We start from the raw sequence: 20,536 nt of genomic DNA, 5'->3' as shown, positions 1-20,536 counted from the left end.
CCCTGGGGGGGCGAGGCCTTGCGTCCGTTCCTCTGGGGGGAGGTTAGAAGCGGACGTTGAGGGTGAGGATCGCCTGACGGCCGGGGCCGTAATCAGCGTGGTGAACACCGTTCGTGCGGGCGATGTAGTCCTCGTCTGTGACGTTCTTCACATTGAGCTGAAGATTGAGCGTGTCGGTGAAGCGGTAGGACGCATAGGCGTCGAAGCGCCAGTAGGCCGGGGCGAAGACCGCATTGGCCCCGCCACCTGCGCCGCCTTGGTTGCCGCCGTAGCTGTCGGAGACGTAGTAGGCGCCGCCGCCGAAGCTGAAGGCGTCGGTCAGGTCGTAGGTGGTGAACAGGCTGAAGGAGTGCTCCGGCGTATTGGCCAGGCGATCACCTTGGTTGACGCCGTTGAACGCGCCGCGGACCAGTTCGCTGTCCATGTAGGTATAGCCGCCGAACACCATCCAGGCGGGGGTGACCCGTCCGGTGACGCCGATTTCGAGGCCTTGAACCATGGTCTCGCCGACCTGGGCGTAGATGCCGGTGTCGACCAGGACCTGCGCGTTTTCGCGGGTCATGTGGAACAGCGCCGCCGAGGTGGAGAGGCGCTCGTGGAAGAAGGCCCACTTCACGCCGATTTCGGCCGAGGTGACTTCTTCCGGGTCCAGCAGCACGTTGATCAGGTTGCCGCTGCCGTTGCCGGAGCTGCCGTTCTGATCGCCGCCGCTGATGGTCGGCGGCGTCGAGGAGGTGCCGTAGGAGGCGTAGACGCTGCCGTTCGGGGTCGGCTTGTAGACCAGACCGACCTGATAGTTCGTGAAGCTCCAGTCGCCCTTGCGCGGCGTCAGGGTCGTACCGGTCTGCACGCCCAGGGCGCTGGTCACCGCGACATCGAGGCCTTTGACCGAGTATTCGTCATGGCGGATGCCGAGGTTCAGCAACCACTTGTCGCCGAACGAGATGGTGTCGAAGGCGTAGACGCCGACCGTCTGGGTATAGTTGACCGAGGCGTCAGGACGATTGACCACGCCTTGCCACGGATCGCTGGGGTTCGGCGCGAAGACGCGGGTGCAATCGCCGACGCCGGCGGCGGTGACGTTGTTCGTGAAGCCCGTCGGGCAGGCCGAACCGGCCGTCGTGTAGATCAGGTAGGAGGCGTTGCGGTTGGTCTCGCGCGACAGCTCCAGGCCCACATCATAGCTGTGCTCGATGCCGCCGGTGGTGAACTTGCCATAGAAGTCGGTGACGTTGGCGACCGTCGTGGTCTGGTTCCAGCGCGACTTGGTCCCGCGCTTCATCCACCACTCGCCGGCTACGAACTGAGCCACGCCGCCGTCGCCGGGGTTGGTGACCAGGTAATCGTTCAGGGTCTTGGAATAGCGGAACACGTTTCGGAACGTGATCGCGTCGTTGATATCGTGCTCGGTGATCAGGGTGGCGATGTCGGCTTCGGACTTTTGGAAGTCGCGCGCCGTGAGGCCGTAGAACGAGTCGCGCGGCACATTCAGGACGCCGCTGGCGTTGGCGCGCGGGGCGCCGGGCGTCTTGGTGTACAGCGGCACGCCGTAGTCCGGCATGTTGTTGGCGGTCAGGTGGTAGTAGCTGAACGTCACGCGGGTATCGGTGCCGATGCCGATGCCGGCGGCGATGGCCGCGCCCCAACGGTCGAAATCGACGGCGTTGCGGCCGGGGATGTCGCCCTGCGATCCCATCAGGTTGATGCGGATGGCGCTGGTTTCGCCGATGGGCAGGTTGGCGTCGATGGCGCCGCGCAGATAACTGTCGGTGCCGACCTGGGCCGAGACGTCGATCTGCTCTTCCAGCTTCGGGCGCTTGGTCGTCAGGTTGATGCTGCCGCCGCCCGAGCCGCGGCCATTGTAGGCCGAGTCCGGACCCTTGATGACTTCGATCTGTTCCAGGTTGAAGACCTCGCGGACCTGTCCGCCAGAGTCGCGCACGCCGTCGACGAAGATGTTGTTGCCCGAGGCCTGGCCGCGGATGAACGGGCGGTCGGCGAGCGGCTGGCCGCCTTCGCCGGCGCCGAAGGTGATGCCCGGCGAGGTCTGCAGAATATCCTGCAGCGAGGTCGCCGCCGTCTGCTCGATGATCACGCGCGGAACCACGGTCACGTTGCGCGGGGTGTCGAGCAGTTGCGAGGTGTACTTCGGCGAGGTGGGCTGCAGGGCGGCCTTGCCCTCGACCTGGACGCCGGAGACTTCGGTCGCGGCGTCGGCCGCTGCGTCGTCCGCCAGAGCCAGTTGCGGCGCGAAGGCCAGCCCCGCGACGCCGGCCACTGCGGCTGGGGTCAGCGCTTTGCGAGCGTAGGCGCGCACGCCGCTCGTCCGTCGATTGTCCACGAGAATATCCCGCCTCGATGAGAATGAAACTGAGAGGCGCTATTAGTTACATGGTTTAGGGCTGGCAATGCGAATTAGTCGCAAGTGTGGCGAGTGTGGCTATTTGGTCGCAACTTGTCGCCGAACCGCCCTGGTCGATAAAACCGCGAACTTTGTCGCGCGAGGCTCGCAACCCCCGGCGGTTTGCGCTGTTCACCTTAGGTCCTTCCGGCCAGTTCCAGGAAAGTCCATGGCTCAGTTCAGCGTGTTCGACATCGTCCGCCCGTTCATGTGGATCGGGGTGTTCGCTTTTGTCCTCGGGTTCGCCGGTTACCTATTCATCGGCGCGGGCCAGCAGGCTCTTTACGCCCAGGATGCGCTGGGGACGGTGCAGGCTTCGGCGCCTGCCGCTCCGCCCCCGTTGGACTTGCGAGCGGTCTAGCCGCCGCGCGCCACGAACCACCCGTTGCGGAAGCCCGCATCAGCCTTGCCGTAGACGAAATCCTCGCCCTCAGGCGTCTTCAGTTGGCCACCCGCGGCTTGAAGCACCGCATGTCCGGCAGCGATATCCCACTCCATGGTGGGTCCATGGCGCGGGTAGATGTCGGCCGCGCCTTCGGCCAAGCGGCAGAACTTGATCGAGGAATCCATCGGTTCGCGCAGGTCGAAGCCATATTGGTCCGCAAGCTTCTTCGCGGTCTCTTCTGACATCGTGTGGCTGACCAGAGCGACCGCCGCTCCCTTAGGCCACGGACGCACGGTGACAGGCTCGGCCGCGCCGCCGATCTGGCGTTTCATCGCCTGGCCGCCTTGGGTGAACCAGGTTTCGTCCGAGGCCGGCGCAGTCACGGCGCCCGCGACAGGGCGGCCGTTTTCGATCAGGCCGATATTTACGGTGAAGTTGGGATCGCCGCGCACGAAGGCCTTGGTGCCATCGACGGGATCGACCAGGAAAAAGCGCGGCCCGATGGCGTCAGGCGTGCCGAACTCGCTGGCGTCTTCTTCAGACACGATCGGAATGTCGGGGAACATGGCGGTCAGGCGCTCGACGATGAGGATTTCGCCCCGGCGGTCGGCTTCGGTCACCGGGCTTTCATCAGCCTTGGAGAAGACCGTCAGGCCTGTGCGCCAGAGGGGCAGAATCAGGGCGCTGGCTTCTTCGCAGATGTCGGCCAGGGCCGCGCCGATGTCGCGGCTCATCGCGCGCCTCGCGGATCTTCGCCGATGAAAGTCAGGCGCACGACGTTGGCGTCGATCACCTGTTTGCCTGCGTTTTCGAAGTTCACCGTCACCTTGTGTCCCGCCACCGTCTGCACCTGACCCAGTCCCCAATCGTCCTGGCTCGGGTGCTTGACCAGCACGCCGGGCTCGAGGAAGGGGTCGGGACCGTTCATGCCCGGTTCCTTAGAGTGCTGGGGCGCGTTTGCCAAAGCGCCAAATCAGGCCAAGTTGCAGGCGATGATGGACGGCGACACACCAGAGACGACCCCGGCGGCCCTGCCGCGCACCGCAGAGGTGGCGGCCTTCTTGGCCGCGCGCATGTGTCACGACTTCATCAGTCCGGCCAGCGCCATCGTCTCGGGCCTGGACCTGCTGGACGATCCCAGCGCCCAGGACATGAAGGAAGACGCGATGAACCTGATCGCGGGTTCGGCGCGCAAGCTGACCGACCTGCTGTCGTTCACGCGGGTGGCTTTCGGGGCCTCGGCCTCGGCCGAGACGTTCGACCCCCGCGAGTTGCACAAGCTGGCCCAGGGCGTCTTCAACCACATGCGCGCCCAGCTCGACTGGCAGGTTGATGCGAGCGCGGTGAACAAACCGGCCGCGCGCCTGCTGATGAACCTGGCTCAGATGGGCGGCGCGGCGCTGCCGACCGGCGGAACCGCCACCATCCGCGCCGTCGCTGAAGGCGCGTCGATCGCCATCGCCGTGGAGGCCGTCGGCCCGCGCGCGCGGCTACGCCCCGAAGTCCTGCGCGGCCTGGCCGGCGAAGGCCTGGGCGATGGCCTGCACGGCCACTGGGTGCAGGCCTACTATGTCCACCTGTTCACCACGGACGCCGGCGGGCGGATCTTCGCCGACGTCGGCGACGAGCGGGTGACCTTCGCCGCGACGGTCCCGGCCTAGGAAGACGAGCGCCCCTTGGGGTCCGGTCCGAAGCGGTTCGGGCCTGGCGTGCCGTCCAGCAGATAGAAGATAAACAGCACTAGCTGCCCGATCAGCGGGATGAAGCCCAGCAGGATCCACCAACCCTTGCGGTTGGTGTCGTGCAGCCGGCGGAAGGTCACGGCCAGGCTGGGAACCAGCAGCGCCAGCATTACAGCGAAATGAAGCAGGGCCACCGCCATGAGCGGCCCGCTCATCGGCACGTTGGCCGAGGCGGGGTAGCCCATGAGCAGGTCTTGGCCGCCGACGGCGCTGATCAGCGCCATGAAGACGATCTCGATCAGGAAGATGAGCAGCGCGAAGAGCCAGAACTCCTTGCGGCGGGCTCGTCCCGAGAAGTCCGCATATTTACGGATCGGTTGGAACATCAGCTCCATCTAGCCCTCCCAAGCTAGGTTTTCTGAAACCTAGCCTAGTTGGGCGCGATGGCAACTTTTACGCGTATCGTCTACGGGTTGACGTTGGGCGGGAAGGCCTGACGCTGGCCGTCCTGCTTGGCGACGACGCCGCGATGCATCACGAAGGTCGGATGTTCCAGCTGAGTGACGTCGCTCAGCGGGCTTTTGGCGACGGCGACGATGTCGGCGTCCTTGCCTGGCTCCAGGGTGCCCAGGGTCGAGGACCGGCCGAGCAGATCGGCGGCGTTGACCGTGGCGGTCTTGATGGCGTCGGCCGGGCTCATGCCGGCGTCGACCATCAGCTTGAACTCCTGACCGTTGTCACCGTGCGCCGAGACGCCGGTGTCGGTGCCGAAGGCGATCTTCACGCCGGACTTGTACTGGATGACGTGGTTGGCGAACGCGACCTTGTTGGCTTCCTCGGCCTTGGCGAGCGAGTTAGCCGAGCGCGAGCCGGCGCGGCCCTGGTTCACCGCCGCCTGCGGGGCGAGCATGGTCGGCACCAGATAGGCGCCGGTCTTCTTGAACAGGGCCAGGGTGGCGTCGTCGGTATAGGTCGCGTGTTCGATGGAATCGACGCCGGCGCGCAGGGCTGCGTCGATGCCTTCCTTGCCATGGGCGTGGGCGGCGACCTTGCGGCCGAACATGTGGGCGGTGTCGACGATGGCCTTCATCTCGTCGTCGAAGAGCTGTTGGCCGAGGCCCCCGGCGACATTGGACAGCACCCCGCCGGTCGCGCCGAACTTGATCACCTCGGCGCCCTGCGAGATCTGCGAGCGCACGGCGCGTCGGCAGTCGTCAGCGCCGCTGCAGAGGTTTTCCGAGTTCTCGTGGGCGATGTGGGCCAGTTCGCGGTTCAAGTTGTTCGAACCGTCGCCATGGCCGCCGTTGATCGAGATCATCCGTCCGGCCGGAACGATGGTCGGGCCGGTCAACAGGCCGGAATTGATGCCGTCGCGCAGGGCGGTGACGGCATGGATGTCGCTACCCAGGTCGCGGATGGTGGTGAAACCGGCTTCCAGCGTACGGCGAGCATTATCGATGCCGATGACCATGTTGTCTTCGTAATCGCGGGTCGGGGCTTCCATGCGCCCGCGCACCTTATCGTCGTCGCTGAAGATATGGACGTGCATGTCGATCAGGCCCGGCAGCACGAACTGGTCGCGCAGGTCGAGCACGGGGGCGCCGGCGACGCCGGCGGCTTCCGGGGTCACGAAGCCATCGCGCACGGACTCGATCTTGCCGTTGCGAACCACGATGGTCGAGGCGCCGCGCGGCGCCTGGCCTGGCTTGTCCAGCAAAGCGCCGGCGTGAATGACTGAAATCTTGGCTGGCGCAGCGGTCTGGGCCAGCACCGGGCTGACCGCGGCCATGCTGAGGACGGCGGCGGCGATTGAAGCCGGAACAATACGCATTGAGAACTCCCCCTAATATGCGGCGCACTCTACCTTGAGCAGCCGCCCCGTCCAGACCACAACGGTAACCGAATGACCCAGAGTCTCGCTCTCAGCACCCTTGTCGTGCGCGACTATGACGAGGCGATCGGCTTCTATGTCGATAAGCTTGGCTTCATCCTCACCCGTGACGACGACATGGGGGGCGGTAAACGCTGGGTGGTGGTGACGCCGCCTGGATCCCAGGGTGGGCTTTTGTTGGCCAAGGCGGTCGGCGACGTCCAGGCCGCGCGGATCGGCGACCAGACGGGAGGCCGGGTCGGCTTCTTCCTGCACACCGACGATTTCGACGGCGACCATGCGCGGATGAGCGCGGCGGGGGTGAAGTTTCTCGAGGCGCCGCGCCGCGAGGTCTATGCGACGGTGGCGGTGTTCGAGGACCTCTATGGAAACCGGTGGGATTTGCTGCAACCGAAATGAGAGCTTCTGACTCGCCCTTTGCGCCGATGCGATGTTTGATCATGGCAGCCAAGGGAGATGAGACGATGTCCGCTCTGAAGATCCGCAAGGTGGCCGGCGCCCTCGGCGCTGAGATTTCCGGAGTCGATCTCGGCGCGAACCTGCCGGACGAGGTCATCGCCCAAATCCGCCAGGCCTTTGTCGAGCATCAGGTGGTGTTCTTCCGCGACCAGCACCTTTCGCCTGAGCAGCAACTGGCCTTCGGCCGGCGCTTCGGACCGCTGAACATCCATCCATATGTGGCCGGCATGGAAGGCCATCCGGAGGTGATGGAGATCGTCAAGGAGCCCGAGGACCGCGTCAATTTCGGCGGCGGCTGGCACTCCGACATGAGCTTCCTCGAAAAGCCGTCGATCGGGTCGATCCTCTATGCGGTCGAGATTCCGGAGTGGGGCGGCGACACGCTGTTCGCTAGCCAGGCGGCCGCCTATGACGCGCTGTCGCCAGGCCTGAAGGCGACGCTGGAGACGCTCAACGGCGTCCATTCGGCGGGGCGGGAGTATTCATCCCAAGGCCACTCGGCCCAGGAGCGCAAGACCATGAAGGTGGTCGAGGCTGAGGGCGCGGTAGGGGAGTTCATCCACCCCATCGTCAAGGTCCACCCGGAGACCGGCCGCAAGGCGCTCTATGTGAATCCCGCTTTCACAATGCGGATCGAGGGCTGGAGCAAGCGCGAGAGCAAGGCGCTGCTCGACTTCCTGTTCGAGCATTCCCGCTATGAAGCCTTTACCTGCAGGTTCGCCTGGACCGCCGGTTCGGTCGCCTTCTGGGACAACCGCTCGGTCTGGCATTTCGCGCTCAACGACTATCCCGGCCAGCGTCGCCATATGCGGCGCGTGACCGTGGACGCTTGGCCCGCAGGGGCGAGCGCCGGTACGGTTTCCAGACTAAGGGAGCCGGCCGAATAGGGGCCAGGCGGCCCATTCCAATTAAAAACAAAGACTTTCATTAGGGAGATTTGAGATGAGCGAAGCCCGCATCAATGCTGATGGGCCGTTGAAGGGCCGCGTCGCCCTGGTTACCGGCGCTAGCCGAGGCATCGGCGAATCCATCGCCGCGCGCCTGGCGATGGAGGGCGCCAAGGTGGTGGTGTCCGCCCGGACCGCCGAAAGCGGCGAGAGCCGGTTGCCCGGCACGCTTCACGACACCGTCGAGCGCATCCGAAAGGCCGGCGGCCATGCCGCTTTCATCAAGGCCGATCTGGCCCAAGCCAGCGAGCGTGAGCGTCTGGTCGAGGAAGCCGAGGCCACGTTCGGCCCCATCGATATCCTGATCAACAACGCCGCCATCACCTATTTTATCCCGGTCGAGGAGTTTCCCGAGAAGCGCTTCAAGCTGATGATGGAGGTGCAGGTCTATGCGCCCTTCCACCTGTCGCAGCTGGTGCTGCCGGGCATGCGCGCGCGCAAGCAGGGCTGGATCGTCAACATATCCTCGCCGGCCGGCATCCACCCGCAAAAGCCCTATCGCGGCGGCCGTGGCGGGACGGTCTACGGCATGTGCAAGGCCGCTCTGGAGCGGTTCAGCACCGGCTTGGCCTCCGAGGTCTATGATGACGGGATCGCGGTCAATGTCGTCTCGCCTGGGCTGGTCGATACGCCCGGCGTCGCGGTGCATGGCTTGATCAACGAGGCCACCAAGGACCGGGTGCAGCCGATCGAGTTCATTTCGGAGGCCGTGTACCAGCTGGCCTCGGGGGATCCCAAGACCCTGACCGGCCGCGTCGACTATGCCGAGCCCTTGCTGAAGGAGCTTGGGATCAAGCCGGCGGAACTGGTTTAGGCGACAGCCGTCATCGCCGCTCGTCGGCGATGACGGCTTTGCCAAATCCTAAGTAGCCGGCGCGGGGCGGGCGCGCTGATTGTAGAGCAGCTTGCGGCGGCGCTCCTGTTCCTCGGGGCTGACGGTGGCGGGGTCTTCCGGGGGCCCGGCGACGACGGCCATGCCGCGCTGGACGCCCGGCCGCGCCGACATTTCGTCCCACCAGCGCTTGAAGTATTTGAACTCTCCCATGTCGATGCCCTGCATCTCCCAGCTGGCGGTCCAGGGGTAGGAGATCATGTCGGCGATCGAATAGTCGTCGCCGGCGATATAGCGGCGATCATAGAGGCGGTTGTTCAGCACACCGTAGAGGCGGTGAACCTCGTCGTTGAAGCGGCGCTGCGCATAGGACTGGTCGCCCTGGCCGGCGGGAACCCGGCTGAAATGCCCGCGCTCGCCGAATTTCGGACCCTGATTGGCCATTTGCCAGATCACCCATTGGGTGACCTCGTACTTGCCGCGAATGTCCGTCGGCAGGAAGCGGCCGGCCTTTTCGGCGAGGTACAGCATGATGGCGCCGGACTCGAAGACGCTGATCGGCGGGCCGCCGTCAGCAGGCTCGTTGTCGACCATCGCCGGCATTCGGTTGTTGGGGCCGATCTGCAGGAACCCGTCGGTGAACTGGTCGCCCTTGCCGATGTTCACCGGAACGATCTGGTAGGGGAGTCCGAGCTCCTCCAGCAGGATGGTGACCTTCTTTCCGTTCGGCGTCGGCCAGTAGTGGAGGTCGATCATGGAGAGCCTCTCTTCGAAAACCAGGGGCTGACCGTAGGCGCGCAGGATGGGGCCTCAATCGACAAATTCTGAAAGTGTCGCCAGCAGTCGTACGGCCCCAAGAATTTTCGCCGCGTCAAACCGCTCCTTAACCAACCCTGCGCGAGAAGCGCACGGAGGAGACCCAGCCTTTTGAAGACCTGCCTCGTCGTCGATGACAGCCGCGTGATCCGCAAGGTCGCGCGCCGCGTCCTGGAGGATATCGGCTTCTATATCGCCGAGGCTTCCGACGGGCTGGAGGCGCTTGCCTGGTGTCGCACCGAAATGCCCGACGCCGTGTTGCTGGATTGGAATATGCCGGTCATGACCGGGCTCGAATTTCTCAAGCAACTTCGCGAGGAGCCCGGCGGCGATGCGCCCAGGGTGGTGTTCTGCACGGTGGAGAATGACGTGGAGCGGATCCGCGAAGCGCTCGCCAGCGGCGCGGACGAGTACATCATGAAACCATTCGACGGCGACATCCTGGTGGCCAAGTTCGCCGAGGTCGGCCTGGTATGAAATCCGAGGATCGCGAACTGGTGGCGCAGCTCTGCGCGGCGCGTGCGGGCATTCGGGTGGATGTCGAGAAGGTCTATCTGCTGGAAAGCCGGCTCGGGCCTGTGGCCCGCCGGGAAGGCTTCGGCTCCATCGACGACCTGCTGCAGGCCTTGCGCGCCCGTCGCGAGGATAGATTGGCCTGGACGATCGTCGAGGCCATGGCCCATGCGGAAACCTCGTTCTTCCGTGATCGCGAGCCGTTCACCTTGTTCCGCGACGAGGTTCTGCCGACGCTCGCAAAGCGGCGCGACGGCCAGCCGGTCCGGCTCTGGTCGGCGGCATGCGCTTCGGGCCAGGAGGTCTACTCCCTGGCCATGATCATCGAGGACGAGCGCGCTCGTCTGCCGGGGCTGAAGGTCGAGCTGTTCGGCTCTGATCTCAGCGAGCGGCAACTCGAGAAAGCGCAAAGCGGTCTCTATACGCAGTTCGAAGTTCAGCGCGGCCTGCCGATCCGCCATCTGGTGAGGTATTTCGAACAGGCTGATGAGATGTGGGGAATTTCGCCTCGCCTGCGCCAAATGGTGCGCTGGCGGCGGATTAACCTGGTCGCCGATCTATCGACCGCCGGTCGCTTCGACGTGATTTTTTGCCGATATGTGCTATCGGCCCTGATCGAGCCGATGAGGATGCGCCTGCTGGAAAATCTGGCGCGGGCGCTAAGCCCGGAGGGTTATCTGTTCCTGGGCTCCAATGAGACCGCCGGCAGTTTGGGCGAAGCGTTCCAGCCGCTGGAGGGGCGCCCGGGCATCTACGCGCGCAACCCAGATTTCAGGGTCGCGGCGTAGTTCAAAAAGTAGAGCCCCGCCGAAGCGGGGCTCACCAGATCTAAAATGTTTAGCGCTTGGCGTCTTCGGCGGTGTCGGTAACCGCGGCGCCTGCGGCCTTCACGTCCTTACCTGCGCCGGAAACGGTGTTGCAGGCGGTGACCGAAAGGCTTGCGGCCAGTACGGCCAGAATAACGAGCTTGCGCATGAGCGTTCTCTCTCTTTGGAGGGATGGTGAAACTTGCTGCACCGTAACGACTATGCTGCGGCCTGGTTCCCCACAGCGGCCGCTCGTTTCACGGCCATTTCAGCCGTTGGCGTCGGGAAGACCAGGCGAGCGGTGATGCCGCCCTTTTCGTTCCGCACGACCTCGGCCCGGCCACGGAGCTGACGACCGAAGGCGGTCATCAGGGTACGGCCGACGCCGGAGGTGCTCAGGGCGTCTTCGGGAGCGTTTCCGTCGTCACTGATCTCCAGCGTCGCCTCGTCGCCCTGCACCTTGAAGTTCACGCTCAGCGTGCCCCCCTTGCCGGCGAAAGCGTGCTTCTGGGCGTTGGTGACCGCCTCGACCGCGAACAGGGCCAGCGGCGCCAGCCGGTCGGGGTCGATCACCAGATCATCGACATGAATCTCGGTGCGCACGTGCGCGCCCTGAACCGCCTCGGCGGAGATCAGCTGCGCGGTCAGTTCTTCCAGGAAGGCGCGTAGATCGACCCGCTTCAGGTCCGGTCCCTGATAAAGGGCGCGATAGATAAGTGCGAGCGCGGTGATCCGCTGGCGCGTATCCGACATGGCCGCGCGGGCGGCCGGATCCGACAGCGCCCTCTGCTGCATGCTGAGCAGGGACGAGATGACCTGAAGGTTGTTCTTCACCCGGTGGTGGATCTCACGCATCAGGTCGTCCTTCTGCGCCAGGGAGTCGCGCAGCGAGGCGTCGCGACCGACAATGGCGTCCGCCATGTCTTCCAACGTCTCGGCCAGATCGCGGATCTCGGGCGGTGCGCGGTCGGCGTGAACCGGCCGCACGCTCAGGCGGCCGCGGGCGTAAAGCGCGGCGATCCGCTGCAGATAGGCGATCCAGCGGATGACCACTCGCTCGGTGACGACCGACACCGCCACCAGCGCCAGGATGAAGGTCAGGATCGGGAAGACGATGCTGGTCAGTGGATTGAGCGTGGCCCACGAGAACAGGCCGCCCGACTGCGCCGACAGCACGACATAAAGCTGGTCGCCGACCAGGGGCGCTGCCGAGAATACCCGCTGCTTGCCGCGCAGGTCGCGGTCGTACCAGACCAGCGAACCCTGCTTTTGCGCCTTTTCGCGCCAATCGGCGGGCAGGTCGGGGAATGCCTCCTTGTCGGTGGCGTTGATATAGCCGCCGGCGCCGTCGACCAGCGCCACCTCCGCGCCTTTGGGCAGCGAGCGGTCAGCCGTGCGTGGGGCAAGACTTTCCAGCGAAATCACCGCCACCAGTGCGCCGTCGAAGCCGACACGGGCGTCGGTGGCCGGCACGGCGGCCAGCAGGGCCGGGACGTTGGCGTAGGCGGCGCCGGGGTCGCGGGTGATCACCAGGCTGTCGCCGGCGGCCAGGCTCTGGAACCAGGGCCGAGTGGCGCGGATGGGGTCGCCCGGCACATTGCCAGCGGCGCAGGCCACCCGACCGCGCCGATCAAAGCGGATGAGGTTCGAATAGCCGGGAATCCGCGCGGTCACCTCGGCGAGGCGCTGGGCGCAATTAAAGCCGACGGAACCGGGAGCCAGGGTTTCGAGCAGGATGTCGGCCGCTTCCATCCGCGCGCGGGCGGTGGCGGCGCTGCGCTCAGACGCTGCGGCCAGTTCTTCGCGGAGTTGGACGCTTTCGCGCCGGAAGGCGATTCCCGACTGTACAACGCCAAGCACCAAGACCGGCAAAAGTGCGGCGGCCAGCGCCGCGGTTAGCCGGACCCGGATGGTAGATAGGGAACCCCAAGGCGAGACATGCATCCTCTCAGCCTAACGAACGGTACTCAGCCGCTCCGCGTCGGCGAGAATCGAGCTCATGGCGTCTCCCGCCGCGCTCCCGTCCCGCTCGTATGAGCCGTCTTCCAAAATAGCGTGGAGCGCGCGACGCGCCCGGCTCACGCGGCTTTTCACGGTGCCAACGGCGCAGCCGCAAATGTCTGCGGCTTCTTCGTAGGCGAAGCCGCCAGCGCCCACGAGGATCAGGGCCTCGCGTTGCTCGGGGGGCAGTTGAGCCAGGCTCAGGCGAAGCTCGTCTAGCGCCACCGGAGCTTCCGGATCATCCACCGCGACCAGGGTGCGTTCGGCGGCTTCCTGGTCAAGCTGGGTCTGGCGCCAGGAACGACGCTTTTCGGAATAGAACTGGTTGCGCAGGATCATGAAGGTCCAGGCCTTCATGTTGGTCCCCATCTGGAAGCTGGCGCGAGCGTCCCAGGCCTTCATCATTGCATCTTGGGCCAGATCGTCGGCCCCAGCCGGCTCGCCGGCCAGAGTCCTGGCGAAGGCGCGAAGATGCGGGATGAGCTTGACCAGCTCGCGCTTGAAAGCTTCGTCAACCGCGGGATCTGTTGGCGGCCGGGCCTTGCTGTCGCCCGCCATCAGCCATTCTCCGCGGTCTTCTTGTCGGCTTGACGAAGGATGGCGAGGAACTCGTCCGGGACGGGCTCGCTGACGACCTCATCGAACATTTGACGCAGCCGCACGCCGATCGCCTGCTGGCGCAGCCGGGCTTCGTCCAGCGCCGCCGGCGCATGGCGCCGATCTTCAGTGGCTCGTTGTTCTATCATGGCATCAGCGCCCGGCTTTCGCGGAGCCCGCCCCCTCGGTTCGTTATCGTGGCCCGTCAACGCCTCATCCCACCCAGGGTTCCATGATCCCACATATAGCATGGGGAAAACCAGTTTCTGAGGGAACCGGTTCCCAAAGGCGACGTTTGGAGCACATGATGCGCCCCCGTGGGGGAACGTTCCCCTGTGGGCGTAAAATTTTCATCTCCTAGGGAGGGGTTTTACCTTGAGTCTTCTTGCCCGACTGGCGCCGCATCTGCCCTATGTGCGTCGCTATGCGCGCGCGCTAACGGGCGACCAGACGACCGGCGACCACTATGTTCGCGTTGCATTGGAAGCTGTCGCCGCCGGTGACCGGGTCCTTGAGGACAGCCTCACCCCGCGGGTCGCGCTCTATCACGTCTTCCACGCGATCTGGCTTTCGACCGGCGCACAACTCGAAGCGCCAGGCGATGATGACGGCGGGGTCGATGACGCCAGCCGCCGCTTGATGCGCATCGCGCCGCGCTCCCGCCAGGCCTTCCTGCTCACCGCGCTTGAGGGTTTCACGCCGTCGGAGGCCGCTCAGATCCTGGGCGTCGATTTCCCGGAAGTCGAACGCCTGATCGCTGAGGCCCAGTCCGAGATCGACGCTGAGCTCGCCACTGATGTGCTGATCATCGAGGATGAGCCGGTCATCGCCGCCGATATCGAGGCGCTGGTCACCGAGCTTGGCCATACCGTGGTCGATATCGCCGCGACGCGCACCGAAGCGGTCGATGCGGTGGCTCGTAAGACTCCAGGTCTGGTTCTCGCCGATATCCAACTCGCCGACGGTTCGTCCGGAATCGACGCGGTTAAGGACATCCTGGCCCGCTTCGACGTGCCGGTGATCTTCATCACCGCCTTCCCCGAGCGCCTGCTGACCGGGGAGCGGCCCGAGCCGACCTTCCTGATCACCAAGCCGTTCCAGCCGGAAACGGTGAAGGCGGCGATCGGCCAAGCGCTGTTCTTCCACCCGCGTAACACCCGCAAGGCGGCCTAGCCGGAACGGCGGCGATCACCTCGCGTTCTTGAAGCGCCGCGTCGATCCCGGCGCGGCGTTTTCATTTGCGGGAGAATTTGATGCTGGGTTGGGCTCTGTTGTTCGCCGTCCTCGCCTTGTTGGCCGGCTTTCTGGGCTTCATGGGCCTGGCCGGCTTCGCCGCGACCGTGGCCAAGGTCCTCTTTGTGATCTTCCTGGTCCTGCTGGTGGTCAGCTTCGTGGTCCGGGCGGTCAAAGGGCAGTCTGTGCTCTAGGCGCTTCGTTCGACGCCCACGAAAAAGCGGCCGCCTGATGGGGCGGCCGCTTTTGTATGTCCGACCAGGCTGGTCTAGCTGGGCGGAGTGTTCGGCGATGAAGTGGTCTGTTGGGCCGCCGGGTCGCCCATATTGAAAGCGGCGGCGTCAGCGGGCTGACGCGCGTTGTTGGGGGCGGTGGAGGCTAGGTCGTCGGCGCGCCACGACCAAGCTCCAAACAGGGCGAGTGCGGCCAGGGCAGTCGACACCACCAGTACCCAGAACATATGAACGCCGAAGCGCCCTTGCCGGGCGCTCGTGGCGTTGAGCGTTGAGCGGGAAGTGTAGCGCGAGAGAATGGCCATGGATGTCGCCTCCTGAAGTTAGTGGGGGAGCTGGCTGAACGGGCCGGGCGGCGTCGGTCGGGACGCGTCATTGCGCACCACCGACATCTGGCCCAGCAACGCGCCAGCCAACGCGACCGATAGGATAACCGCCAACGCAATCCAGCGTCGGCGCACCGGTCGGTCACCGGATGAAATGATCAGGCTGTGTGGGTCGTCATGCGTGCCGATCACGGTCTTCGCCCCTGACAAGACGGGCAACGGACCCGCAAGTGGCTAACGTGTCGGCTTCGCGGCTGTTCCCATTCGGGCGTGGGAACACATCTGCATGCGTGGGCTTCGGTTGAGGGGAGGGATCCCCTATCTTAGGGGCATGACTCGTTCGATGATCGCTATGTTCACTGCCGCCCTGTTCGCTTCAGCCGCCGCTCTGCCGGCGCAGGCCCAGGCTCCTTCGGCGTCCGCCCACGGGGTCAACACCGCACAGGGCGGAATGACTGCGGGTGAATTGGTGGGGCGCACTGTCACTGGGCGTGGCGGAGTGGTGCTGGGTGAAGTGGAGCGGGTGACGCTTCGGCGTGACGGCTCGCCGGCCCAGGTGTTGGTCCGACCCAAAGGCCCCCGCCCCGGCGGCCCGCGCAGCCTCTCCTATGCATCGCTTCGAGTGGACGGCGCCGGACTTTCCACGCCTCTGACGCTTGCGGAATTCAACGCCATGCCGGTCATCGACGCCGACACGAAATAGACGCGAAAAATTTTCGCGCGCTACGGGAACGATTGGAATGGGGGCGGGTTTAAGGATTGCGGAGGCGGCGACGCCCCCCCCGACTTGAGGCCGGCCTCCAGGCCGGTCTGCTGCCTCCGCACCCCCTTTTCTCGATGATGCAGACTCAAACAGGCGGACCCGCTGGGCCCGCCTTTTCTTTTAGTAGTCCTAGAGCCTAGGGGTTGCTCAACTCGATGGTGACGTCGGCCCGGCGACGCATGAGGCGCGCATCGCCTTCGGCGGTGACGGCGCCGGTCTGACCCGCCGCGGCAAGATCGAATTCCGGGGTGGGCAGGCCGGTCGAGTTCAGCGAACGGGTCACGGCCGCGGCGCGCTTCTTGGAGATCTCGAGATTTGCAGCCGGGGCGCCGACGGCGTCGGCGAGGCCCATGACGCGAACTCGCTCGATCTTGCAGGACTTAGCTTGAAGCGAGGCTTGGTTCAGCACCGCCTGGCCTTCGCTGGTGACTTCAGAGCTTTCGGGCTCGAAGTAAATCTGCACGGTCACGTCTTCGCAGGCGGCCGGCGCCTTGACGATCTGGTCGCGGGTATTGCTGGAAGTCGCGCAGCCGGAGACGGCCAGGCCGGCGCCAATCGCGACTGCGATGATCGTCGAAGTCCTCATTCCAAGCCCCATAGTCTTCAAGCCCCAAGCGATAATGGAAAGGGCGGTCAGCATAACCGACCGCCCAAGCTAAGCTAGTCTAGACAGAGCCCTCAGCGCGGGCTGCCGTCTTCCCAGAAATACCGTCCCGAACCGGAGTCGTAGTAGTAATATCGACCGGCTCTTTCATCGTAGTATTGGCGATGGTTGGCGCTGGGCTGAGCCCCGCAACCGCCGTCCTGGCGGCAGCCGCGAACCGCGCCGGCGCCGCCGCCGAGCGCCGCGCCGATAGCAGCCCCGGTTCCTGCGTCGCCGCCGCCAACGTTGTTGCCGATCACAGCACCGGCCAGCGCGCCGAGCGCGGCTCCGCCTGCGGCGTTGCGTTCCACGTTCCCCGTGGTGGTGCAGGCGGCGGCCAACAGACCAGCGCCGGCTATGGCGATCAACGGCTTAAGCGAAAGGGCCTTGAGCATATGGGCTCTCCTTGAACATATCCCGTCGGAGCCAACGCACTGCTTGAGGGCCAGTTCCGATCGGAACCCCATTCAGGCTTCACCGTTAGGCAGGACAAGTAAACCGGAGTACCCACCATGCCCCAACGTCGCCATCTGGGCCCAGCCCTGCGCGATCAACTCGGGGCCGAAGGCTGCGTGTGGCGGTCGGCCCGACGAACGGCGGGCTGACGGTCATGGATGTGAAGCCCAAAATTTCCCGCGTCGAAGTGGTGGTGAACACCGCCTCGGGCAGCGTGTCGGCTCAGGCCCCTGACGAAATGCGGGCTCTTTTGTCCGAGCTTGGACTGAAATCGAACGTTTGCGCTCCCGAGAGCGGCGACCTGACCCGCTGCCTGCGCGACGCCGTCGACGCCGATCCCGATCTGCTGATCATCCTGGCCGGCGATGGGACAGCTCGCACGGCCGCCGAGATGGCGGGACCGGACGGTCCGGTCATCGCGCCCTTGCCGGGCGGGACGATGAATATGCTGCCCTATGCGGTCTATGGCGTGACGCCCTGGCAGGATGCTCTGCGCGGCGCGCTGGAGACGGGGCGCGAACGCCCCATCGGGGGTGGGCGGATCGATGGCCGCAATTTCCTGGTCGCGGCGATCCTCGGTTCGCCGGCGCTCTGGGCGCCGGCGCGTGAAGCGGTGCGTGAGCGACGGCTGACCCTGGCTTGGCGGCGCTCACAGCGGGCCTGGGCACGGGCCTTTTCCGGCCGCCTGCGCTACGCCCTCGACGGCGGGCCGAGGGGCAAGGCCGAAGCCTTGGCGTTCCTGTGCCCGCTGGCCTCCAAGATCATGTCTGATACCGATCAGGCGCTGGAGGCTGCGGTGATCGATCCCAAGAGCGTGATGGACGCCGCCCGCATCGGTCTGAACGCCTTGGTGTCGGATTGGCGGGTCGATCCTTCCGTCGAGACGCATCCCTGCCAGACGGCGGGCGTCTGGTCGGCGGGAAGGATCCCTGCGGTTCTGGATGGCGAACCCGTGCGGCTGGCTTCGACGGCCAAGGTCGAATGGCGTCCGAAGGTCGCTCGGATTCTTGCCCCGCCGCCGGAGCCGGCGGCGTGATCAGGATCGCCCATCTGTCCGACATCCATTTCGGGGGCGAGAATGTCGCCGCCGTCGCGGCCGCTGCTGAGATGATCAGGGCGGGGGGCTTTGACCTCACCATCGTCTCCGGCGACCTGACCCAGTTCGGGGCGGTGGGAGAGTTCGAGGCGGCCGCTGCGTGGCTGAAGACCGTGCCGGGCCCGATGTTGGTCTGCCCCGGTAATCACGACGCACCGTACCTGGCCTGGTGGGAGCGGTTCTTCACCCCGTTCGCCCGCTTCAGCAGAATGATCGGACCGGCGGAGGCCCAGACCCATATCGCCGATGGTTTCCTGGTGCGAGGGCTGAACACCGCCCGCGGCGTCCAGCCTCGCGCGAACTGGTCAAAGGGGCAGATATCGCGTCGGCAAACTCGCGAGGCCACCGATTGGCTGTGCGGCGCAGCCGATGGAAAGCTGAAGATCCTGGTCTGCCATCACCCGCTGACTGAGATGATCGGCGGTCCAATGACCGCGAAGGTTTGGGGCGGAAGCGCTGCGGCTCAGGCCATGGCCGAGTGCCGCGTCGACCTGGTGTTGTCCGGGCATATCCACGCGCCGTTCGCCTGGCCCTATCCGTTCGGGGACGGCAAGACCTATGCGGTGGGTGCTGGGACCTTGTCGGTGCGCGAGCGAGGCGTGCCGGCAGGATTTAATATCATCGAAGCCGATGACGCTGAGATCCGGGTCATCGCCCAGGCGTGGGAACGCTCGCACTACACGCCCTATCGGACCTGGTCGCTGGACCGCAGATGCTAAAACGCCCGCCCTAGTGAAGGGCGGGCGTTGCAGTCTCACGTCTTGGACGTCGCGCTATAAGGCGCCGCGCCCTCGAACCATGTGCATGACGAGGGAAACCACGAACAGCACGAGGAAGACGAAGAAGAGAATCTTGGCTACGCCCATCGCGGCGCCCGCAATGGACGTAAAACCAAGTACACCGGCGATCAGAGCGACCACCAGGAAAGTCAAGGCCCAGCCGAGCATGTCGTTACTCCGAATTTGTATCCGGTATTTAGAACGTCTTGACGGCTAAGCAGTTCCGCAGGTCTAGGCCGGGAGCGGGTAGCGCCAGGCTTCGCCCGTGCCTTGAGCGGCCGCATACTGGTCGGCGGCGAAGGACCAGTTGGCCAGGGCGTCAAACCAAGCCTTCAGGAAAGCCTCGCGGTCGTTCTTGTGGTCCAGATAGTAGGCGTGCTCCCACAGGTCGCAGACGATCAGCGGCGTCTGGCCCTTGTTCGGCAGCAGGTCTTCGCCGTCATGGGTGTCGATGATCTTCAGCGCGCCACCCTCGGCCGCCAGCCAGACCCAGCCCGAACCGAAATGGGCGACGCCGGCCTTCACGAACTCTTCCTTCAGCTTATCGAGGCCGCCGAAATCGCGGTCGATAGCCTTGGCCAAGTCACCGTCCGGCGTCTGCTTCGTCGGGGTCATGCAGGCCCAGAAGAAAGCGTGGTTCCAGGATTGGGCGGCGTTGTTGAATAGCTTCTTGGCGTCGGCCTTGCCGGCGGTCTCGCGAACCACGTCTTCGAGGCTGGCGGGCTTCTGGCCCTTTTCCTCAAGGATCTGGTTGGTGACGTCGACATAGCGCTTGTGGTGCTTGTCGTGATGCAGATGCATCGTCGCCTTGGAGATCACCGGCTCCAGAGCGGCGTGGTCATAGGCGAGATCTGGCAATTCAAACATAGGACGTTCCTGGGGGATAGGAGTGGGGCCGAAGCCCGCAGTCCCATTGAAACCCCGAGCATCCGGTTTAGTTCTCTATTTCTTGGCGACGCGGCTGGCGATCAAGGTCGTTATCACCGCGCTGGTGATTTTTGGGTTTTTCATCGCCACGGCGGCCGCCGCGCCGAGCGCTCCAAGGGCGCCAAGCGCGACCCAAGGTTTGTCCCTCGCGAGTTCGAAAACCCGCATGGTCAGGTCAGGCTCCTGGGGTTGTTGCCCCGGCGGATGATGCGGCTTTCCGAGCAGAACAGCCGACAGGATCGCCATCACCGCGAGGGCGGCAGCAGCCACGGCCGCGGCCGACCATGCCGGTCCGATGTTCGGGACGAGCGCGGCGTAAAGCGCGAGCGCCAAGAACACCACACAAACAGTCGCCGCCGCGGCGAGCGCGGCGACGGCGACGGCGTAATAGATCGTCTTCTTCAGGATCAACGGTTACGGCCGCTGGCCAGCAAGATACCGACCAACAGACCAACGCCGAGCGCGGCGCCGGCAGCCACCAAGGGCTTTTCCTTCACGCGTTCGACCACATAGCGTTGAGCTTCATCGAGATGTTCGCCGGCGTTGTCGGCATAGGTGCGCGACTGGGCGCGAATTTGGTCAAGACCCTCGCTGACGACCTTTTCGAAACGCTTGGCGGCGTCGTTGAAGCTGCGTTGCGCTTCGCTCGACAGCTTTTGAGCGGATTCGGCGACCGAATTGGCGGCAGCCTTGGCTTCGTCTTTGTAATCGGCGGCGTTGGTGGCCATTTCAGTCTCTCCAGTACTGCGG

At 65.1% G+C, this 20,536-nt stretch carries 29 protein-coding genes; 12 read left to right on the top strand and 17 right to left on the bottom strand.

Going from position 1 to position 20,536, the window contains the following annotated elements; genetic code table 11:
* Window positions 1-43: 43 nt before the first annotated feature.
* Entirely contained in the window at window positions 44-2,341 is a 2,298-nt protein-coding gene (locus Q8M13_RS19385) for a TonB-dependent siderophore receptor (RefSeq protein WP_305301844.1), read from the bottom strand.
* A 229-nt stretch (window positions 2,342-2,570) separates the two neighbouring features.
* On the opposite strand from Q8M13_RS19385, the gene Q8M13_RS19380 reads away from it, so the two are divergent.
* Entirely contained in the window at window positions 2,571-2,762 is a 192-nt protein-coding gene (locus tag Q8M13_RS19380; protein WP_305301842.1) for a hypothetical protein, read from the top strand.
* Here the strand turns inward: Q8M13_RS19380 and cysQ are convergent.
* Both cysQ and Q8M13_RS19370 read right to left on the bottom strand, forming a co-directional pair.
* A complete protein-coding gene (cysQ, locus tag Q8M13_RS19375; RefSeq protein WP_305301840.1) occupies window positions 2,759-3,520 on the bottom strand; it encodes a 3'(2'),5'-bisphosphate nucleotidase CysQ in 762 nt (253 codons plus the stop codon). The genes Q8M13_RS19380 and cysQ overlap by 4 nt on opposite strands.
* Entirely contained in the window at window positions 3,517-3,714 is a 198-nt protein-coding gene (locus tag Q8M13_RS19370; RefSeq protein ID WP_305301838.1) for a DUF3553 domain-containing protein, read from the bottom strand. The genes cysQ and Q8M13_RS19370 overlap by 4 nt, the downstream gene beginning before the upstream one ends.
* Between Q8M13_RS19370 and chpT the strand changes: the two genes are divergently transcribed.
* Window positions 3,713-4,447: a histidine phosphotransferase ChpT gene (gene chpT, locus Q8M13_RS19365; RefSeq protein WP_305301836.1), complete on the top strand. Its 735-nt coding sequence runs from the start codon at window positions 3,713-3,715 to the stop codon at window positions 4,445-4,447. The two genes, Q8M13_RS19370 and chpT, sit on opposite strands and share 2 nt — an antisense overlap.
* Here chpT and Q8M13_RS19360 read toward each other — a convergent pair.
* Together Q8M13_RS19360 and Q8M13_RS19355 are read right to left on the bottom strand one after the other, a co-directional pair.
* Window positions 4,444-4,863, bottom strand: coding sequence for a DUF805 domain-containing protein (locus tag Q8M13_RS19360; RefSeq protein ID WP_305301835.1), 420 nt, complete (start codon window positions 4,861-4,863; stop codon window positions 4,444-4,446). The genes chpT and Q8M13_RS19360 overlap by 4 nt on opposite strands.
* A gap of 71 nt (window positions 4,864-4,934) precedes the next feature.
* The gene (locus Q8M13_RS19355) at window positions 4,935-6,299 is read right to left on the bottom strand and encodes an amidohydrolase family protein (RefSeq protein ID WP_305301834.1); all 1,365 of its coding nucleotides are present in this window, start codon (window positions 6,297-6,299) and stop codon (window positions 4,935-4,937) included.
* Between the two features lie 72 nt (window positions 6,300-6,371).
* On the opposite strand from Q8M13_RS19355, the gene Q8M13_RS19350 reads away from it, so the two are divergent.
* The 3 genes from Q8M13_RS19350 (at window position 6,372) to Q8M13_RS19340 (ending at window position 8,579) form a co-directional block, all read left to right on the top strand.
* Window positions 6,372-6,758, top strand: coding sequence for a VOC family protein (locus tag Q8M13_RS19350; protein WP_305301833.1), 387 nt, complete (start codon window positions 6,372-6,374; stop codon window positions 6,756-6,758).
* A gap of 65 nt (window positions 6,759-6,823) precedes the next feature.
* Window positions 6,824-7,705: a TauD/TfdA family dioxygenase gene (locus Q8M13_RS19345; RefSeq protein WP_305301832.1), complete on the top strand. Its 882-nt coding sequence runs from the start codon at window positions 6,824-6,826 to the stop codon at window positions 7,703-7,705.
* Window positions 7,706-7,760: 55 nt separating this feature from the next.
* Window positions 7,761-8,579, top strand: a complete 819-nt coding sequence (locus Q8M13_RS19340) for an SDR family NAD(P)-dependent oxidoreductase (protein ID WP_305301830.1) — start codon at window positions 7,761-7,763, stop codon at window positions 8,577-8,579.
* A gap of 48 nt (window positions 8,580-8,627) precedes the next feature.
* On the opposite strand, the gene Q8M13_RS19335 is transcribed toward Q8M13_RS19340, so the two are convergent.
* Window positions 8,628-9,353: a glutathione S-transferase N-terminal domain-containing protein gene (locus Q8M13_RS19335; protein WP_305301829.1), complete on the bottom strand. Its 726-nt coding sequence runs from the start codon at window positions 9,351-9,353 to the stop codon at window positions 8,628-8,630.
* A gap of 171 nt (window positions 9,354-9,524) precedes the next feature.
* On the opposite strand from Q8M13_RS19335, the gene Q8M13_RS19330 reads away from it, so the two are divergent.
* Window positions 9,525-9,890: a PleD family two-component system response regulator gene (locus tag Q8M13_RS19330; RefSeq protein ID WP_305301828.1), complete on the top strand. Its 366-nt coding sequence runs from the start codon at window positions 9,525-9,527 to the stop codon at window positions 9,888-9,890.
* The gene (locus Q8M13_RS19325) at window positions 9,887-10,714 is read left to right on the top strand and encodes a protein-glutamate O-methyltransferase CheR (RefSeq protein WP_305301827.1); all 828 of its coding nucleotides are present in this window, start codon (window positions 9,887-9,889) and stop codon (window positions 10,712-10,714) included. Before Q8M13_RS19330 ends, Q8M13_RS19325 begins: the two co-directional genes overlap by 4 nt.
* 49 nt (window positions 10,715-10,763) lie before the next feature.
* Here the strand turns inward: Q8M13_RS19325 and Q8M13_RS19320 are convergent, their stop codons facing one another.
* The 4 genes from Q8M13_RS19320 to Q8M13_RS19305 are packed head-to-tail and all read right to left on the bottom strand — an operon-like array spanning window position 10,764 to window position 13,479.
* Window positions 10,764-10,901 carry an entericidin A/B family lipoprotein gene (locus Q8M13_RS19320; protein WP_305301826.1) on the bottom strand — a complete coding sequence of 46 codons (138 nt, stop codon included), beginning with the start codon at window positions 10,899-10,901 and terminating at the stop codon, window positions 10,764-10,766.
* Between the two features lie 50 nt (window positions 10,902-10,951).
* Window positions 10,952-12,676 carry a sensor histidine kinase gene (locus Q8M13_RS19315; RefSeq protein ID WP_305301825.1) on the bottom strand — a complete coding sequence of 575 codons (1,725 nt, stop codon included), beginning with the start codon at window positions 12,674-12,676 and terminating at the stop codon, window positions 10,952-10,954.
* Between the two features lie 9 nt (window positions 12,677-12,685).
* Complete coding sequence (locus Q8M13_RS19310; protein WP_305301824.1) at window positions 12,686-13,291, bottom strand: sigma-70 family RNA polymerase sigma factor; 606 nt, start codon at window positions 13,289-13,291, stop codon at window positions 12,686-12,688.
* Window positions 13,291-13,479 carry a NepR family anti-sigma factor gene (locus Q8M13_RS19305; protein ID WP_304807726.1) on the bottom strand — a complete coding sequence of 63 codons (189 nt, stop codon included), beginning with the start codon at window positions 13,477-13,479 and terminating at the stop codon, window positions 13,291-13,293. The genes Q8M13_RS19310 and Q8M13_RS19305 overlap by 1 nt, the downstream gene beginning before the upstream one ends.
* A gap of 226 nt (window positions 13,480-13,705) precedes the next feature.
* Between Q8M13_RS19305 and Q8M13_RS19300 the strand changes: the two genes are divergently transcribed.
* Window positions 13,706-14,503, top strand: a complete 798-nt coding sequence (locus Q8M13_RS19300; protein WP_305301823.1) for a response regulator — start codon at window positions 13,706-13,708, stop codon at window positions 14,501-14,503.
* 80 nt (window positions 14,504-14,583) lie between these two features.
* Entirely contained in the window at window positions 14,584-14,757 is a 174-nt protein-coding gene (locus Q8M13_RS19295; RefSeq protein ID WP_305301822.1) for a DUF1328 family protein, read from the top strand.
* A 74-nt stretch (window positions 14,758-14,831) separates the two neighbouring features.
* Here Q8M13_RS19295 and Q8M13_RS19290 read toward each other — a convergent pair whose 3' ends face one another.
* Window positions 14,832-15,101: a hypothetical protein gene (locus Q8M13_RS19290; protein ID WP_305301820.1), complete on the bottom strand. Its 270-nt coding sequence runs from the start codon at window positions 15,099-15,101 to the stop codon at window positions 14,832-14,834.
* A 373-nt stretch (window positions 15,102-15,474) separates the two neighbouring features.
* On the opposite strand from Q8M13_RS19290, the gene Q8M13_RS19285 reads away from it, so the two are divergent.
* Window positions 15,475-15,825: a hypothetical protein gene (locus Q8M13_RS19285; protein ID WP_305301819.1), complete on the top strand. Its 351-nt coding sequence runs from the start codon at window positions 15,475-15,477 to the stop codon at window positions 15,823-15,825.
* A gap of 196 nt (window positions 15,826-16,021) precedes the next feature.
* On the opposite strand, the gene Q8M13_RS19280 is transcribed toward Q8M13_RS19285, so the two are convergent.
* Entirely contained in the window at window positions 16,022-16,471 is a 450-nt protein-coding gene (locus Q8M13_RS19280) for an OmpA family protein (RefSeq protein ID WP_305301817.1), read from the bottom strand.
* A gap of 92 nt (window positions 16,472-16,563) precedes the next feature.
* On the bottom strand, window positions 16,564-16,923 hold the full coding sequence (locus Q8M13_RS19275; protein ID WP_305301816.1) for a YMGG-like glycine zipper-containing protein: 360 nt from the start codon (window positions 16,921-16,923) through the stop codon (window positions 16,564-16,566).
* Window positions 16,924-17,102: 179 nt separating this feature from the next.
* On the opposite strand from Q8M13_RS19275, the gene Q8M13_RS19270 reads away from it, so the two are divergent.
* Together Q8M13_RS19270 and Q8M13_RS19265 are read left to right on the top strand one after the other, a co-directional pair.
* Window positions 17,103-18,020: a diacylglycerol kinase family protein gene (locus Q8M13_RS19270; protein ID WP_305301815.1), complete on the top strand. Its 918-nt coding sequence runs from the start codon at window positions 17,103-17,105 to the stop codon at window positions 18,018-18,020.
* Window positions 18,017-18,799 carry a metallophosphoesterase gene (locus Q8M13_RS19265; protein WP_370870110.1) on the top strand — a complete coding sequence of 261 codons (783 nt, stop codon included), beginning with the start codon at window positions 18,017-18,019 and terminating at the stop codon, window positions 18,797-18,799. Before Q8M13_RS19270 ends, Q8M13_RS19265 begins: the two co-directional genes overlap by 4 nt.
* Window positions 18,800-18,853: 54 nt before the next feature.
* On the opposite strand, the gene Q8M13_RS19260 is transcribed toward Q8M13_RS19265, so the two are convergent.
* From Q8M13_RS19260 to Q8M13_RS19245, 4 genes are all read right to left on the bottom strand, one after another.
* The gene (locus Q8M13_RS19260) at window positions 18,854-19,027 is read right to left on the bottom strand and encodes a DUF1328 domain-containing protein (protein ID WP_082532120.1); all 174 of its coding nucleotides are present in this window, start codon (window positions 19,025-19,027) and stop codon (window positions 18,854-18,856) included.
* A gap of 63 nt (window positions 19,028-19,090) precedes the next feature.
* On the bottom strand, window positions 19,091-19,726 hold the full coding sequence (locus tag Q8M13_RS19255; RefSeq protein ID WP_305301813.1) for a superoxide dismutase: 636 nt from the start codon (window positions 19,724-19,726) through the stop codon (window positions 19,091-19,093).
* 75 nt (window positions 19,727-19,801) lie between these two features.
* A complete protein-coding gene (locus Q8M13_RS19250) occupies window positions 19,802-20,197 on the bottom strand; it encodes a hypothetical protein (RefSeq protein WP_305301812.1) in 396 nt (131 codons plus the stop codon).
* Window positions 20,194-20,514: a DUF883 C-terminal domain-containing protein gene (locus Q8M13_RS19245; RefSeq protein ID WP_305301811.1), complete on the bottom strand. Its 321-nt coding sequence runs from the start codon at window positions 20,512-20,514 to the stop codon at window positions 20,194-20,196. The genes Q8M13_RS19250 and Q8M13_RS19245 overlap by 4 nt, the downstream gene beginning before the upstream one ends.
* Window positions 20,515-20,536 lie beyond the last annotated feature (22 nt).

This window comes from Phenylobacterium sp., assembly GCF_030681155.1.
Taxonomy (GTDB): Bacteria; Pseudomonadota; Alphaproteobacteria; order Caulobacterales; family Caulobacteraceae; genus Phenylobacterium.
This window is presented reverse-complemented; position numbering and strand designations above follow the sequence as displayed.

Bases quoted from the DNA above. Each gene is read 5' to 3' on its own strand.
- Q8M13_RS19260 (WP_082532120.1), bottom strand. From the start codon at position 19,027: ATGCTCGGCTGGGCCTTGACTTTCCTGGTGGTCGCTCTGATCGCCGGT.
- Q8M13_RS19355 (WP_305301834.1), bottom strand. From the start codon at position 6,299: ATGCGTATTGTTCCGGCTTCAATCGCCGCCGCCGTCCTCAGCATGGCC.
- Q8M13_RS19285 (WP_305301819.1), top strand. From the start codon at position 15,475: ATGTTCACTGCCGCCCTGTTCGCTTCAGCCGCCGCTCTGCCGGCGCAG.
- Q8M13_RS19245 (WP_305301811.1), bottom strand. From the start codon at position 20,514: ATGGCCACCAACGCCGCCGATTACAAAGACGAAGCCAAGGCTGCCGCC.
- Q8M13_RS19320 (WP_305301826.1), bottom strand. From the start codon at position 10,901: ATGCGCAAGCTCGTTATTCTGGCCGTACTGGCCGCAAGCCTTTCGGTC.
- Q8M13_RS19380 (WP_305301842.1), top strand. From the start codon at position 2,571: ATGGCTCAGTTCAGCGTGTTCGACATCGTCCGCCCGTTCATGTGGATC.
- Q8M13_RS19360 (WP_305301835.1), bottom strand. From the start codon at position 4,863: ATGGAGCTGATGTTCCAACCGATCCGTAAATATGCGGACTTCTCGGGA.
- Q8M13_RS19350 (WP_305301833.1), top strand. From the start codon at position 6,372: ATGACCCAGAGTCTCGCTCTCAGCACCCTTGTCGTGCGCGACTATGAC.
- Q8M13_RS19345 (WP_305301832.1), top strand. From the start codon at position 6,824: ATGTCCGCTCTGAAGATCCGCAAGGTGGCCGGCGCCCTCGGCGCTGAG.
- Q8M13_RS19310 (WP_305301824.1), bottom strand. From the start codon at position 13,291: ATGGCGGGCGACAGCAAGGCCCGGCCGCCAACAGATCCCGCGGTTGAC.
- Q8M13_RS19280 (WP_305301817.1), bottom strand. From the start codon at position 16,471: ATGAGGACTTCGACGATCATCGCAGTCGCGATTGGCGCCGGCCTGGCC.
- Q8M13_RS19290 (WP_305301820.1), bottom strand. From the start codon at position 15,101: ATGGCCATTCTCTCGCGCTACACTTCCCGCTCAACGCTCAACGCCACG.
- Q8M13_RS19315 (WP_305301825.1), bottom strand. From the start codon at position 12,676: ATGCATGTCTCGCCTTGGGGTTCCCTATCTACCATCCGGGTCCGGCTA.
- Q8M13_RS19370 (WP_305301838.1), bottom strand. From the start codon at position 3,714: ATGAACGGTCCCGACCCCTTCCTCGAGCCCGGCGTGCTGGTCAAGCAC.
- Q8M13_RS19325 (WP_305301827.1), top strand. From the start codon at position 9,887: ATGAAATCCGAGGATCGCGAACTGGTGGCGCAGCTCTGCGCGGCGCGT.
- Q8M13_RS19295 (WP_305301822.1), top strand. From the start codon at position 14,584: ATGCTGGGTTGGGCTCTGTTGTTCGCCGTCCTCGCCTTGTTGGCCGGC.
- cysQ (WP_305301840.1), bottom strand. From the start codon at position 3,520: ATGAGCCGCGACATCGGCGCGGCCCTGGCCGACATCTGCGAAGAAGCC.
- chpT (WP_305301836.1), top strand. From the start codon at position 3,713: ATGCCCGGTTCCTTAGAGTGCTGGGGCGCGTTTGCCAAAGCGCCAAAT.
- Q8M13_RS19305 (WP_304807726.1), bottom strand. From the start codon at position 13,479: ATGATAGAACAACGAGCCACTGAAGATCGGCGCCATGCGCCGGCGGCG.
- Q8M13_RS19275 (WP_305301816.1), bottom strand. From the start codon at position 16,923: ATGCTCAAGGCCCTTTCGCTTAAGCCGTTGATCGCCATAGCCGGCGCT.
- Q8M13_RS19255 (WP_305301813.1), bottom strand. From the start codon at position 19,726: ATGTTTGAATTGCCAGATCTCGCCTATGACCACGCCGCTCTGGAGCCG.
- Q8M13_RS19335 (WP_305301829.1), bottom strand. From the start codon at position 9,353: ATGATCGACCTCCACTACTGGCCGACGCCGAACGGAAAGAAGGTCACC.
- Q8M13_RS19340 (WP_305301830.1), top strand. From the start codon at position 7,761: ATGAGCGAAGCCCGCATCAATGCTGATGGGCCGTTGAAGGGCCGCGTC.